Source organism: Dyadobacter sp. BHUBP1 (assembly GCF_050587785.1).
In the GTDB taxonomy this organism is placed as follows: Bacteria; Bacteroidota; Bacteroidia; order Cytophagales; family Spirosomataceae; genus Dyadobacter.
Genome location: NZ_JBOBIH010000003.1, coordinates 44,595 through 58,224 on the forward strand (window position 1 = coordinate 44,595; position 13,630 = coordinate 58,224).

Genomic DNA, 13,630 nt, shown 5'->3' on the forward strand with positions numbered 1-13,630 from the left:
ACAAACACATGAAAACATATTCTTATCTGATCATATTGGCTGCGGCGATAGCGGCCTGTAATGGAAAAGAGAATCTCTACGATGCTTCGGGGACATTCGAGGCTGTGGAAACGATTGTATCCGCCGAGGCAACGGGCCGCATTATGGCGCTGGACCTGGAAGAAGGCCAGCAGCTAAAAGCCGGGCAGACCGTGGGATATATTGATAGTTTACAATTGTCGCTGCGCAAAATGCAACTCGAAGCGCAAATCAGGGCTACCGGCAGCCGCCTGCCCGACATTGCGGCGCAGACAAATGTTTACAAACAGCAGATCGCCGTGTCGCAGGTGCGGCTTGATAATCTGCTCCACGAGCAGAAACGTGTTCAGAACTTGCTCAAAGCCGATGCGGCTACACCTAAGCAACTCGACGATATCAATGCGCAAGTTGAAGAATTGCAAAAGCAGCTGGACGTAATCCGTAAGCAGGACGCCGCGCAAACGTCGGTTTTGAAAACGCAAACTTCCGGCTTGCGGGCGGATGTGCAGCCGCTGGTTGCCCAGATCGAGCAGATTAACGATCAGCTTGCCAAAACGAGGATTGTCAACGAAGTGAATGGTACCGTGCTGACAAAATACGCGGAGGCAAATGAAGTCGCCGCGGCAGGGAAGCCTCTGTACAAAATCGCGGATCTCTCCACAATTATTCTGCGCGCCTATCTGACGGGAGACCAACTGACGGGCATTAAGCTCAATCAGCAGGTAAAAGTGCTCGTGGACAGTGCCGGCGGCCAGTACCGTGAGCTGCCCGGGACGATCGAGTGGATCAGCAGCAAGGCGGAATTTACCCCCAAGACCATTCAGACAAAGGACGAACGCGCGAACCTGGTTTACGCGGTGAAGATCCGGGTAAAGAATGACGGATATCTGAAAATAGGCATGTACGGTGAAGTCGCGCTGAAATAATGGAAGCGGTTGTTGTCAAAAATCTGATCAAAACTTACGGCACGGATAGAGCTGTGGCGGTAGATGATGTGTCGTTTTCCGTCAATAAGGGCGAGCTTTTCGGGTTGATAGGGCCCGACGGCGCCGGCAAGACCAGCATTTTCAGGATGCTGACCACGCTCCTGCTGCCCGATGGCGGCTCGGGTAGTGTAGACGGGTATGACATCGTGAAGGATTTCAGGCAAATACGCAGTACGGTGGGGTATATGCCCGGTAAATTTTCGCTCTACCAGGACCTGACTATCGAAGAAAACCTGCATTTCTTCGCTACCGTTTTCGGTACGACGATTGAGGAAAACTACCATTTGATCAAAGACATTTACGTACAGATCGAGCCTTTTAAAAACCGGCGTGCGGGAAAGCTGTCCGGTGGGATGAAGCAGAAACTGGCATTATGTTGTGCATTGATCCACAAACCCACCACATTATTTCTGGACGAACCTACCACGGGTGTCGACCCCGTTTCGCGAAAGGAGTTTTGGGAAATGCTCAGGAGGTTGAAAGAACAGAACATTACGATCCTCGTTTCGACGCCCTACATGGACGAAGCCTCTCTTTGTGACCGCATTGCATTGATCCAGGGTGGTAAAATACTGTCTATCGACAGGCCCAAGAATATCGTAAATAACTATCCCGACCGGCTGCTGGCCATTAAGGCCAACGAAATGTACCAATTACTGAAAACCCTTGAAGCGCATCCGGACATTCTGAACAGTTACGCTTTCGGCGAGTACGCACATGCAGTGCTACGCGACGCAGATACGGACACGCGCCCATTGCAGGCATACCTGCGAGAGCGCGGACTTACAGGCGTGGAGGTGAAAGAGGCCGAGGTAACAATCGAGGATTCATTTATCAAATTATTACATTAAAAACCGCCATGATGCAGGACGATAAAGTGATAGTCTGCGAGAAGCTTACCAAGCGGTTCGGGGACTTTATAGCCACCAACGAAATTACATTCGACGTACATAAGGGGGAGATTTTCGGCTTCCTCGGCGCAAATGGCGCCGGCAAAACCACTGCCATGCGCATGCTATGCGGCCTTTCTGCTCCCAGTTCTGGCAAGGCGACCATTGCGGGGTATGATGTGTACACGCAGACTGAGCAGATCAAGAAGAATATCGGCTACATGAGCCAGAAGTTCTCACTTTACGAAAACCTGACGGTACTGGAAAATATTGAGTTTTTCGGGGGCATTTACGGTCTTTCCGACGAGCGTATCAAATCCAAAACCGAAGAATTACTTCAAAGGCTAGGGCTGAAAAGCGAAGCGAACAAGCTGGTAGGATCGCTTCCGCTCGGCTGGAAACAGAAACTTTCTTTCTCGGTGGCTGTGTTGCATGATCCCAAAATTGTGTTTCTCGACGAGCCTACGGGCGGGGTAGACCCCGTGACCCGCCGGCAATTTTGGGACATGATCTACGAAGCCGCCGATAGCGGCATTACCGTTTTCGTGACCACGCATTACATGGACGAGGCCGAGTATTGCCATCGTATATCGATCATGGTGGATGGAAAAATGGAAGTCCTCGACACGCCGGCAAACCTGAAAAACAGCTTTCATGTGCGGTCGATGGACGAAGTGTTTTACCAACTCGCGCGCGGCGCAAAAAGAGGGGACTAGTCATGAAACAGTTTCTCGCCTTTGTCAGAAAGGAATTTTACCACGTGCTCCGCGACCGCCGCACGCTGCTGATCCTGTTTGGGATGCCCATCGCGCAGATATTGATATTCGGCTTTGCATTGACCAACGAGGTGAAGGATTCCGAAATCCTGGTGGTGGATTATGCCAGAGACAATGCCTCGCAGGAACTGCTGACGAAGATCGGTTCGAGCCGGTACTTCGACATCCGGCAGGCTGCGTTGAGCCACAGCGAAATATTGAGTACGTTTCAGAAGGGGAAGATCAAAGCTGTGGTAGTATTTCCAGCCAATTTTAACGAGGATTTACTGCACCAGAATAAGGCGCAGATCCAGATCATTACCGACGCCAGCGACGTCAATACCGCGAATATGGTCACCAATTACCTGTCGTCGATCATCATGGATTACCAGAACCAGCTCAATCAGAATCTGGAAATTCCCTACCGTATTACACCCGAGGTGCGAATGCTCTACAATCCGCAGCTCAAAGGCGCGCATGGTTTCGTACCAGGCGTGATGGCGCTGGTGCTGCTGCTGGTTTCGGTGATGATGACCGCCATTTCCATCGTACGGGAGAAGGAAACCGGTACGATGGAAATCCTGCTCGTGTCGCCATTCAAGCCGGTGCTGGTGATATTTGCCAAGGCATTTCCTTACCTCGTTTTGTCGCTCGTGAATGTGACCGCGATATTGCTGCTGAGCGTTTTTGTGCTGGATTTGCCTGTCAAGGGAAGCGTGGCACTGCTGTTTGCGGAAAGCACATTGTTTATCGTCACCTGTCTGGCGCTGGGTATTTTCATATCCATCAAAACTTCCTCTCAACAGATCGCCATGCTTATCTCGCTGATGGGCATGCTGTTGCCGACGATGATGTTCAGCGGATTTCTATTCCCGATCGAGAACATGCCCGTGCTATTGCAAGTCATTTCCAATATTGTGCCTTCCAAATGGTTTTACATTATCGTCAAATCGATCATGATCAAAGGGTTAGGATTAACCGAGCTTTGGAAAGAAACACTGATTTTGTCCGGTATGACCGTATTTCTGCTGCTGGTCAGTTTGAAGAGTTTTAAAATCCGTTTGCAATGAGGACATTACGATTTTTGTTACGCAAAGAATTCAGGCAGATTTTCAGAGATAAGGCCATTGTGGCAATGATCTTTGTTATGCCGCTGGTGCAGCTGATAATCATGCCGCTGGCAGCTGATTATGAGGTGAGGAATATCAATTTATCGGTCGTCGATCATGACAAATCGCCCTATTCCCGGAAACTGATTGCTAAAATTGTCGCATCCGGCTACTTCCGGCTCACGGGTTACAATGCGTCATTTAAGGAGGCATTCGGCCTGATTGAATCCGATAAGGCTGATCTGATCCTCGAAATCCCGCATGACTTTGAAAGAAACCTGATCCGGGAAGATCACGAAAAGCTTTTTGTGGCCGTCAACGCGATTAACGGTACCAAGGCGAGCCTGGGCGGCTCTTATTTAGGAACTATAATCGGGGATTTCAATGCAGACATCCGGATGCAGCTCGTCACACCGCCGCGGTTTAGCCAGTTTCCTGTGATCGACGTGGTGGCCTCGAACTGGTTCAATCCGGTTTTGAATTACAAGGTATTTATCGTCCCGGGCATTCTGGCGATCCTGGTCACAATGGTGGGCGGGTTTTTGTCCGCACTGAACATCGTGCGGGAAAAGGAAATCGGGACGATCGAGCAGATCAACGTGACGCCGATCAAAAAGCACATTTTTATATTGGGTAAACTGATCCCTTTCTGGGTGCTGGCCAATATCGTTTTCACAATAGGTCTCCTGGTAGCACGGTTTGTGTACGGGATCGTACCGGTCGGCAGTTTGCTTACGCTTTACGCATTCATTTCCGTGTATTTGCTGGCTGTTTTGGGCTTCGGGCTGCTGGTATCGACATTTTGCGATACCCAGCAGCAGGCCATGTTCATCATGTTCTTTTTCATGATGCTGTTCATATTGCTGGGAGGTCTGTTCACGTCGATCGACAGTATGCCAGACTGGGCCAAGCTGATCACGCGTGCTAACCCGGTGCGCTACATGATCGAGGTAATGCGGATGGTCGTACTTAAAGGCAGTAGCTTCGCCGATATTCTCCCGCACGTCGGAATAGTATCATTAATGGCCCTTGTTTTAAACAGCTGGGCCATTCTGAACTACAAGAAAACCAACTAACGATTCCACAACCCCTAACCATCCTTGGCTACCCCTGACCATCCTTGACTACCCCTGACCATCACTTGACTACCTCTGACCATCCCTGGCTATTCCTGCCCCAACTAACCCATCTCGACCATCGCCTTAATCACCCCGTTAGCCGGATCGAGCCAGCTTTCGAACTGATCCTTCACCTGCCCGAACGTTACGCGGTGGGTGATATAGGTTTTCGGATCGACCAACCCGTTTTTCATGCTATGGATCACATGCTCAAAATCGGTGCGGGTGGCGTTGCGGCTGCTCATTAATGTGGCCTCACGTTTGTGAAATTCAGGGTGGCTGAATGCGATTTCACCTTTTTGCAAACCTACCAGCACATATTTCCCTCCATGAGCCAGATAAGCGAACGCAGTATTAATAGCGCGTAAATTGCCGGTCGCGTCTATGACGACGGTCGGCATATCACCGTTTGTGATTTCGGCCAACCGTCCGGCGACATCCTCATGAAGGCCATTGATAGTATGCTCCACGCCGACGCGGTCACGGCAGAATGCCAGGCGCTGATCGTTAATATCCAGGGCAATCACCTTTCCACCGGCAATGCGGGCAAATTCCATGGTTCCCAAGCCAATCGGGCCTGCACCGACCACGAGCACAAACTCATCCTTACGCACATCAGCGCGGCGCACGCCGTGCGCGCCTATCGCGAGCGGCTCCACAAGCGCGAGTTCGTCGAAGCTCAAGCCGTCGCCGTGCACAAGCGAATAGGAGGGGACGGAGAGGTATTCCACCATCCCGCCGTCGATATGCACGCCCGACACTTTCAGGCTGGCGCAGCAGTTAGGACGGCCATTTCGGCATGCAACACATTTGCCGCAGTTGAAATACGGAACAAATGTTACAGCCTCGCCTTTCACAAAACCCGGCGCATCCGTCTCGATGATCTCGCCCGCCAGTTCATGGCCAAGTATTCTTGGGTAATGAAAGAAAGGCTGCGTTCCCTCATAGGCATGCAAATCGGTGCCGCAGATTCCTATTCTTTTGATTTTCAATAAGGTGTGTCCCGGTGTGGCTACCGGTGCCTCGGCTTGTTCGTAGGAGAACGAGCCGGGCGTGGTACAAACGAGTATTTCCATGGATCGGTATCAGGAATTGGCCAGGGCGCGATCGAGGTGGACATAGCCGCCGTCGACGTAGATGAGTTGTCCGGTCGTGTGGCTGGATCTTTCTGAAAGAAGGAAAACGGTCATGTTGGCGATTTCCTCGGCGGTTGTCATGCGGTTTTCCAATGGAATATTCGCAGTAATCGCCGCCAGTTTTTCCTGCGGATTGGGCAGTGTTTCGATCCACTTCTCGTAAAGCGGCGTCCAGCATTCGGCAACGATCACCGAATTTACACGGATGCCATATTTGAGCAGTTCTACCGCCCATTCGCGGGTCAGTGCATTACGGCCGCCGTTGGAAGCTGCATATGCCGACGTTCCACCCTGACCGGTATCGGCAGTTTTGGAACTGATGTTTACGATGGAGCCCTTGGAGGCTTTCAATGCCGGTAATGCGTAATGTGCCATCAGATAATAATGCACCACGTTTTTGTGTAAAGAGGCGATAAAACCGCCGTAGGAGCCGTTTTCAAGTCCTACACCGTCATTTACCCCTGCATTGTTGACCAGACCGTCGATACGGCCATATTTTTCCAAAACGGCGTTAACTGCTTTTTCGGAAGCCTCGGGCTGGGTAAGTTCGGCCGCTACCTGAAGAGATTCTTTACCTGCCGCCGCCAGTGCATCGACTACCTTTTGGTTATCCTCTGCATTTCTACCTACGATCACGGGAATTGCTCCTTCGGATGCCAGCACTTGTACAATGCCTTCACCGATACCTTTGGCACCGCCGGTCACGATGACCACCTTATTTTGAAGTTTTAAATCCATTATGATTAATATAAAGACTCGTAAAAGATAGCTTATCTGTTAATGAGAGGTACTCAGCGTCACACTCTTCACCGAGCTGTTACGGATCGCGAAGTATAGTACTACGAGAAAACAGACCGCAGGGACTATGTAAGCTGTTTGAATGGACGAAATATCCGATACTTGCCCCATAATTACAGGGAAAAACGCTCCGCCTACTATCGACATGATTACGAGTGATGAACCGATTTTGGTTTTTTCACCCAATCCGCGGATACTCAATGCGAAGATCGTCGGGAACATGATCGACATGAAGAATTCGACGCCTACCAATGCGTAAACCGAGAACATGCCGTCGGTAAGTACTGCCATAACGAGCAGAACGATATTGGCAACGCTGTAAATCGCCAGCAAGCGGGGAGGTGCGACGAAACGCATCAGGTAAGTACCGATAAACCGGCCGATCATAAATGCAAGCAACGCACCGGAAAGCAGGTACGCAGCCGTCTTTTCATCAATACCAGCCACATGATCGGCGAAACGGATAAAGAAGCTGCTGATACACACCTGCGCACCCACATAAAAGAACTGCGCTGTGGTACCCAGAATCAGGTTTTTTTCGCCCCAGATCGAGCCGCCCGGTTTTTGATCTATGACTTCTTCCTCCTCCTTGATTTCAGGCAACGAGGTCCGCCAGATCATCACCGCGACGAACAGCACGACCAGACCGATCAATATAAATGGGATCTGTACGGAGGCGGCTTCTTCATTCAGATAGGCATTTAACTGATCCGGGGACATCGCCTGATGCTCGGCTTCACTGAGTGTTTTACCGGAGAGAATGAATTTCCCGCCCATTAATGGTGCTAGAAATGCCGCGAGACCATTAAACGACTGTGCGAAATTGAGCCGTTGCGTAGCCGAATCGGGATCGCCGAGTACGGTAATGTAGGGATTGGCCGCTGTTTCCAGCATGGTCAACCCGCTGGCGATCACAAACAATGCAAATAGAAAGAACCCGAAATGCCGCATTTCGGACGCCGGATAAAAGAGAAACGAGCCGGTGGCGAAAAGCAACAATCCAAAGGCGATACCCGCCTTGTATCCATACTTTTTCATAAAAAGCCCGGCAGGCAATGCGATCAGGAAGTAGGCAATGTAGGAAGCGGAGTCGATCAGCGCGGATTGAAAGTCGCTGAGCTGACAGGCTTTTTTTAAATGCGGGATCAGGATCGGGTTGAGGTTGAGGGCGAAGCCCCAGAGAAAAAACAGTGACGTGATAAGGATGACAGCCAGCCGCGTCTTACGATCGGTCATAAAGGTTAAAAATTAATAGATGCAGGAACGGCTGTAAAGTAAAACAAAACAATGCAAAGGAATTATATTTTTTTACGGGGAAATGCTTCTTTGCCCTACAAACATTCCCATACATTGTTTTGCAAAGGCTGGATTTCAGATGTTCAGCTGCCGTTGGACCTCGTCCTTTTTCCTGCGTGATACCTCGATGCGCGAGCCGTCCGAGAGGATGATGAATTCGTTGTTGTTGCTGATCCGGATAATATGGTCGAGATTGACCAGGTGGGATTTATGGGTTCGGATGAAACGGAACTTGGCCAGCATATCCTCGAAATGCTTCAGTGTTTTGCTCGCGATGAATGGCCGTTTGTTGATCAGATGGATGATCGTGTAATTCCGGTCGGCTTCGAGGCGAAGAATTTCATGTACCAAAAAGAAGAAAACGCCCTCGCTCGAAGGTACCGCCAGCCGGAAATCCTTCATGTCCCGTTTATCAATGTTGGCGGCCAGGTTCTCGAACAGCATTTTACGCTGCCGGGCACTTTCGTTCTTGGTGGTGTGGCGTTTCACCGCCTCTTTCAGGTCTTCAGGACTAATGGGTTTCAGGAGGTAGTCCAGCGCACTGAACCGTATCGCCTGAACGGCGTACTGATTATGGGCTGTAATGAAGATGACATCGAAGTCGGGATTGTTGGGAAGCTGTAAAAAGTCGAACCCGTTCTGGTGAGGCATCTCCACGTCCAGAAAAACCAGATCGGGCTGATAAAATTCCAGTACGCCCCTGGGTTCTTCCACGGATGCGGCAGTCCGTACCTCGGTGATTTCGGGTACAAAACTGATGATAAGCTGGTGCAAAACATTGCGGGCCCTTGGCTCGTCGTCGATGATCAGCGCTTTTATCATAGTGGGTATGGTGTTAAAATACCTTGTGAATGCAGCTCACCCGGCTGCGATTTTTTCACAAAGTATGATAACGGGTACAACCGAGCTTATTCCAATGTCCGTATGGTACCAAACGGTTATTGAAAGGAACGGCAGTCCTAAACCAACCCGATTTTGTGTGCTTTTGAAGGCGGATTTTAATGCGCCTGACTTTCGTAGCCGACCGGTTTTTTCTGAAAACTGTAAATCAGGTAGAAAAGCGCCGGCAGGATCAGAACGCTGCCCAGTAACAATGCCCATGCCAGCGCCTCGATCGTCTTTTCCTGACCGGCGTGCTCAGTGAGCGACAAATAGCCGCCGCCTTTCAGAATAACGATATTGGGAAAATGCCTGAAAGTCGTGGTAAGGAGGATCATGGTCACCTGGAAACCCGCCAGCGGCCGCAGCAGCCCAATTTTTCCCTGATACAATAAAGTCCACATCCAGATCAGCGAGAGCGTAGCTGAAAGGATGGCAATGCGTCCTGTCCAGTTGCCGAAAACCCAGTCGAACAGTGGAATATGTTCAAACCAGGCGGCAATAAATACCAGCGCCCCGCAGACCACTGCCGCGATATTGAAAAACTGTGCCTTATGTGCAAAGCGCAGGCGCTCATGCTCGACATCGGTTTCGCCGATGAGGTAAACCGATGCCAGAAAACCGCAAATCGATACCGTGAACAGCCCGACCGTGACCGCAAACCAATGCAGCCAGCTAAAAATGTAGGCATCGGCAAAAGAACCGGCCTGAGGATCGATATGTCCGGATACCGCGCTGCCCGCAATGATCCCCAGAAAAAGCGGTGTGGTGAAGCTGGAAATCGCAAAAATGGTATTGTAAAGATGCTGCATATCGTCAACCACCGCATCATAATGCCGGAATGTGAACGCCGTGCCCCGGGCGATAATGCCTATCAGCATGACGGTAAGCGGAATGTGGAGGTTCACCGACATGGTCGAATAAATCACCGGAAAGCCGACGAACAGGATCACAATCGCGATGATCAGCCACATGTGGTTCGCTTCCCAAATTGGTCCGATGGCCGAATACAACGTTTTGCGTGTAACCTGCTTGTTTTTCTGCGAAGTAAAAAGCTCAATGATCCCCGCGCCAAAATCCGCCCCGCCCAGCAGCAGGTACAACAGGATCGACGCCCAGAGGTATGTGATGACGACGTATAGCATTGTTAATGACTGAATGATTGAATGATTGAATGATTGAATGGGTGAATGGGTGAATGAATTTTGAATGACTGGATAAAAATCAGGTATTGTCAAGTGTGGTCAGGAATGGTCGGGTGTTGTATTTATTATTGATATTGACAATTCACGACTGCTTCTGACCCAATGACTACATTCAATCATTCAATCATTCAGTCATTCAGTCATTCAATCATTCAAAATTCATTCAACATCGTACAACCTCCCAACCATCTTAATCTGCCGGTACAGCATGAAAACTACAAATGCTGCCAGCGAGACATAAATGGCTGTAAAAAGATAAAATGAATAGGCAATGCCGGGCATCGGGGTAACGGCATCGGCGGTGCGCATGATGCCGTAGATGATCCACGGCTGGCGGCCTACCTCGGTTACGGTCCAGCCGGCTTCAACGGCTATGAAACCCAGTGGAGTCGCTATGGCGAACAGTTTCAAAAGCCAGCGCTCCTGCAACCACTTTCGCTTTTTCCATAATGCCGTAAAGTAGAGGATGGAAACGAACATCATGGCCATACCCATTCCAACCATAACCTGAAATGCATAATGTGTTACCGCAACGGGCGGATGGTTTTCCTTAGGAATGCGGTCGAGGCCGGTTACTTCCGCCGTGAAATCGCCGTGCGCCAGGAAGCTCAGGAAACCCGGCAGCTTTATGGCGAAATCGACCTTTTTTTCTGCTTCATTGGGAATGCCTCCCACAATCAATGACGCCGATTTTTCGGTATGAAAATGGGCTTCCATCGCTGCCAGCTTTGCAGGTTGCCGGATCGCCACGTCCTTGGCGGAAATATCGCCGCTTAATGGCTGCACGAGCGCCGCTGCACAGCCGAATACTGCCGCGATCGTGAAGGATTTGGTATGGAAAAGAACATTGTTCCCTCGCAGGATCATGAGCGCATGCACCCCCGCCACCGCGAAGCCGGTTGCGGCGAATGCAGCGATCGTCATGTGCAACGCCTGCGAGAACCAGGCTTCATTGAACATCGCCGCAATGGGGTCTATGTTAAGGTATTGGCCATTTAAAAGTTCAAAACCCGCAGGGCTGTTCATCCACGCGTTAGCCGCGACCACGAGTATGCCAGACGCCAGTCCGCTTACACCCACGAACACTCCGGTGAACCAATGGAACCATGGATTGAACCGGTCCCAGCCATAAAGAAAAAAGCCCAGCGCGATCGCTTCAATAAAAAATGCCGTTCCTTCCAGGGAAAACGGCATTCCGAAAATAGGCCCGGCGTGTTTCATAAACTCCGGCCATAAAAGCCCAAGCTCAAAAGAAAGCACCGTACCCGAAACCGCGCCGGTTGCGAAGAAAATGGCAACCCCTTTACTCCAAGCCTTGGTGACGTTTTTGTAGATGGTCTGGCCGGTTTTGAGATAGTAATAATGGGCCACGGCCATGAAGAACGGCATGACCATTCCGATACAGGAAAATATGATGTGGAAGCCCAGGGAAAGGGCCATTTGGGATCTGGCGGCTATGAAGTCGTTCATGGGAATAGATTTACTGAAAAATACCTTTTTCGGGTTAGGAACAGCTGCCAAAGGGTATTTCAAAACTAGTCAAGACTTTCTAGAACAACCATCATTTGTGCTAAAATGATCGGTTTTCTGGTCTTTTTTTATCAAAATGTTTCTAGTGTTAAAAATAACCATGAACACGGTGAAAAAAATCATTGCCCTACTGCTATTGCTGGCGGTCGGCGCCCATGCACAGTTCAAACAACCGTGGCTGATCGACGCCAGGCATATCAAAGTCGATACCCTGCTGTGGGACTTGAATGAGCTCAGCGCCGCGCCGCAGTCGCGCTGGCTCGATGACACCAGCACCGTGCGATCGCTATTGTACAAAAGCGTTGATTTCGAAGGCAAGCCGACGGAGGTGTTTGCCTACTATTCCAATCCGGATATTGTCGCCGGTCGCCCCGCGACCAACCAGAAGTTCCCAGGCCTGGTGCTCATCCATGGCGGAGGCGGGAAAGCATTCCGCGAATGGGTGGAGAAATGGGCGAACGAAGGTTATGCAGTGATTGCGATGGATCTGTCGGGTAATGGCGCTGATGGTAAGAAGATAGAGCAACCCGGGCCGGAGCAGTCGAATGAAAACAAGTTTCAGAAGATCGAAAAAGGCAATTTGAAAAATGTGTGGACCTACCACGCGGTGGCGAGCTCTATTCTGGCGCATTCACTGCTGTTGAGCTTTCCCGAGATCGATCCGCTCCGCACGGGCGTGACCGGCATTAGCTGGGGAGGTTATCTTACCTGCCTCGTGGCGAGTCTGGATAGCCGCTTCATCGCCGCCGCGCCGGTTTACGGCTGTGGTTTTTACGATGAATCGGACGTTTTCAAACAAAATCTGAACGCATTGTCGCCTGGGGCGAAAGCAGGTTGGATGAAGTTCTTTGACCCGTCGGCTTACCTGTCTTATTCAAAGCCGTCTATGTTTTTCATCAATGGAAATAAGGATAAGCACTATAATGTTGGCCCCTATATTAAGACCTATCAGTTAAGTAAAAACAAACAAGTATGCATTATTCCTGATATGCCCCATAGCCATAAGGACGGTTGGGCACCTGCTGAGATACGTACTTTTTTCGATGGTGCATTAAATGGTAATCCTCGCCCGTTTGTGACGGCGAGTACCATTAGTTTGGATAAAAATCAGCTAACGGTTATCCTAAAACCTACCTCGGGTAAGCAGGTAGCTTCTGCCGAGTTTTACTATACCAATGATGTGACTTCCGACAACGAGCACCGCGTATGGAGCTATGTCCCATCCACGATCAATGAAGATACACAGACGATCGTCCAGCCGGTTCCAAAAGAAGGGTATAAGTATGCTTTCTTCTATTTGAAGGATACCGATGGGATTTCTGGGACGACGGTGTTTTTGAAGGACGGGAGGGCGGATTAGTGTGCTGGTTGTTTTTTCTGTGTTATTTTGCTAATTTTATTTGCAGAAAATCGCATAATGATATGCTGGGAATCATAGAAGACTATAAGGAGCTAAGGCAAAATCTCGGATTGCTGATTGATAAGTCTGGATACCGGAATGCTTACATTGCGGATAAAGTGGGGATTCCTGCTTCCAATTTTTCGCAAAAGAAGAAACGCGGTAACTGGTCGCTTGAAGAAATGGAGCGGGTTCTGACCGTTATTGAAAATCAGGAGCTCGAAGATTTGTTTTTACTGGAAATAATCAAGCAAAGAGATAAGGGTGACACCATTACCTACGAGCAGTTCCGTAAAGAAATGGGATGGAGCTGATTTTAGAAAAATCTTTTTTGAGAGAATTGAAGCGCTGTCCTGTCTTTGTTCAGAAACAGGTAGATAATGTATTAGAAAGCATTGTTCGAGCAACTGACATTACGCATGTTCCCGACTGTTCGGTAATACAGGGTAAGGGAAATAGAGTATATTACAGGATCAGAATTGGAGGGTATCGCATTGGTTTGAAATATGGA

The 13,630-nt window shown here is 49.8% G+C and carries 13 protein-coding genes; 7 read left to right on the top strand and 6 right to left on the bottom strand.

The genetic code is table 11. The features are described 5' to 3' along the window. Nucleotides 1-8: 8 nt before the first annotated feature. The 5 genes from ACQ4MZ_RS12455 to ACQ4MZ_RS12475 are packed head-to-tail and all read left to right on the top strand — an operon-like array spanning nt 9 to nt 4,834. The gene (locus ACQ4MZ_RS12455; RefSeq protein ID WP_430845404.1) at nt 9-944 is read left to right on the top strand and encodes an HlyD family secretion protein; all 936 of its coding nucleotides are present in this window, start codon (nt 9-11) and stop codon (nt 942-944) included. After that, on the top strand, nt 944-1,855 hold the full coding sequence (locus ACQ4MZ_RS12460) for an ABC transporter ATP-binding protein (protein ID WP_430845405.1): 912 nt from the start codon (nt 944-946) through the stop codon (nt 1,853-1,855). Before ACQ4MZ_RS12455 ends, ACQ4MZ_RS12460 begins: the two co-directional genes overlap by 1 nt. 8 nt (nt 1,856-1,863) lie before the next feature. After that, a complete protein-coding gene (locus ACQ4MZ_RS12465; protein WP_430845406.1) occupies nt 1,864-2,610 on the top strand; it encodes an ABC transporter ATP-binding protein in 747 nt (248 codons plus the stop codon). A 2-nt stretch (nt 2,611-2,612) separates the two neighbouring features. Then, complete coding sequence (locus ACQ4MZ_RS12470) at nt 2,613-3,719, top strand: ABC transporter permease (protein WP_430845407.1); 1,107 nt, start codon at nt 2,613-2,615, stop codon at nt 3,717-3,719. Then, nucleotides 3,716-4,834 carry an ABC transporter permease gene (locus tag ACQ4MZ_RS12475; RefSeq protein ID WP_430845408.1) on the top strand — a complete coding sequence of 373 codons (1,119 nt, stop codon included), beginning with the start codon at nt 3,716-3,718 and terminating at the stop codon, nt 4,832-4,834. Before ACQ4MZ_RS12470 ends, ACQ4MZ_RS12475 begins: the two co-directional genes overlap by 4 nt. Before the next feature lie 104 nt (nt 4,835-4,938). On the opposite strand, the gene ACQ4MZ_RS12480 is transcribed toward ACQ4MZ_RS12475, so the two are convergent. The 6 genes from ACQ4MZ_RS12480 to ACQ4MZ_RS12505 form a co-directional block, all read right to left on the bottom strand. After that, entirely contained in the window at nt 4,939-5,952 is a 1,014-nt protein-coding gene (locus ACQ4MZ_RS12480; RefSeq protein WP_430845409.1) for a zinc-binding alcohol dehydrogenase family protein, read from the bottom strand. 9 nt (nt 5,953-5,961) lie between these two features. Continuing rightward, entirely contained in the window at nt 5,962-6,750 is a 789-nt protein-coding gene (locus tag ACQ4MZ_RS12485; protein WP_430845410.1) for an SDR family oxidoreductase, read from the bottom strand. A gap of 39 nt (nt 6,751-6,789) precedes the next feature. Continuing rightward, nucleotides 6,790-8,046: an L-fucose:H+ symporter permease gene (gene fucP / locus ACQ4MZ_RS12490; RefSeq protein ID WP_430845411.1), complete on the bottom strand. Its 1,257-nt coding sequence runs from the start codon at nt 8,044-8,046 to the stop codon at nt 6,790-6,792. Nucleotides 8,047-8,181: 135 nt separating this feature from the next. Then, the gene (locus tag ACQ4MZ_RS12495) at nt 8,182-8,928 is read right to left on the bottom strand and encodes a LytR/AlgR family response regulator transcription factor (protein WP_430845412.1); all 747 of its coding nucleotides are present in this window, start codon (nt 8,926-8,928) and stop codon (nt 8,182-8,184) included. 176 nt (nt 8,929-9,104) lie between these two features. After that, nucleotides 9,105-10,130 carry a cytochrome d ubiquinol oxidase subunit II gene (locus ACQ4MZ_RS12500; protein ID WP_430845413.1) on the bottom strand — a complete coding sequence of 342 codons (1,026 nt, stop codon included), beginning with the start codon at nt 10,128-10,130 and terminating at the stop codon, nt 9,105-9,107. A gap of 219 nt (nt 10,131-10,349) precedes the next feature. Next, nucleotides 10,350-11,660 (bottom strand): cytochrome ubiquinol oxidase subunit I, encoded by a 1,311-nt coding sequence (locus ACQ4MZ_RS12505; RefSeq protein WP_430845414.1) that lies wholly within the window; start codon nt 11,658-11,660, stop codon nt 10,350-10,352. A 169-nt stretch (nt 11,661-11,829) separates the two neighbouring features. Here ACQ4MZ_RS12505 and ACQ4MZ_RS12510 point away from each other — a divergent pair, with 169 nt between their 5' ends. Continuing rightward, entirely contained in the window at nt 11,830-13,080 is a 1,251-nt protein-coding gene (locus ACQ4MZ_RS12510) for an alpha/beta hydrolase family protein (RefSeq protein WP_430845415.1), read from the top strand. 62 nt (nt 13,081-13,142) lie between these two features. After that, nucleotides 13,143-13,433 carry a hypothetical protein gene (locus ACQ4MZ_RS12515; RefSeq protein ID WP_430845416.1) on the top strand — a complete coding sequence of 97 codons (291 nt, stop codon included), beginning with the start codon at nt 13,143-13,145 and terminating at the stop codon, nt 13,431-13,433. Nucleotides 13,434-13,630 lie beyond the last annotated feature (197 nt).

Bases quoted from the DNA above. Each gene is read 5' to 3' on its own strand.
- ACQ4MZ_RS12455 (WP_430845404.1), top strand. From the start codon at position 9: ATGAAAACATATTCTTATCTGATCATATTGGCTGCGGCGATAGCGGCC.
- ACQ4MZ_RS12460 (WP_430845405.1), top strand. From the start codon at position 944: ATGGAAGCGGTTGTTGTCAAAAATCTGATCAAAACTTACGGCACGGAT.
- ACQ4MZ_RS12465 (WP_430845406.1), top strand. From the start codon at position 1,864: ATGATGCAGGACGATAAAGTGATAGTCTGCGAGAAGCTTACCAAGCGG.
- ACQ4MZ_RS12470 (WP_430845407.1), top strand. From the start codon at position 2,613: ATGAAACAGTTTCTCGCCTTTGTCAGAAAGGAATTTTACCACGTGCTC.
- ACQ4MZ_RS12475 (WP_430845408.1), top strand. From the start codon at position 3,716: ATGAGGACATTACGATTTTTGTTACGCAAAGAATTCAGGCAGATTTTC.
- ACQ4MZ_RS12480 (WP_430845409.1), bottom strand. From the start codon at position 5,952: ATGGAAATACTCGTTTGTACCACGCCCGGCTCGTTCTCCTACGAACAA.
- ACQ4MZ_RS12485 (WP_430845410.1), bottom strand. From the start codon at position 6,750: ATGGATTTAAAACTTCAAAATAAGGTGGTCATCGTGACCGGCGGTGCC.
- fucP (WP_430845411.1), bottom strand. From the start codon at position 8,046: ATGACCGATCGTAAGACGCGGCTGGCTGTCATCCTTATCACGTCACTG.
- ACQ4MZ_RS12495 (WP_430845412.1), bottom strand. From the start codon at position 8,928: ATGATAAAAGCGCTGATCATCGACGACGAGCCAAGGGCCCGCAATGTT.
- ACQ4MZ_RS12500 (WP_430845413.1), bottom strand. From the start codon at position 10,130: ATGCTATACGTCGTCATCACATACCTCTGGGCGTCGATCCTGTTGTAC.
- ACQ4MZ_RS12505 (WP_430845414.1), bottom strand. From the start codon at position 11,660: ATGAACGACTTCATAGCCGCCAGATCCCAAATGGCCCTTTCCCTGGGC.
- ACQ4MZ_RS12515 (WP_430845416.1), top strand. From the start codon at position 13,143: ATGCTGGGAATCATAGAAGACTATAAGGAGCTAAGGCAAAATCTCGGA.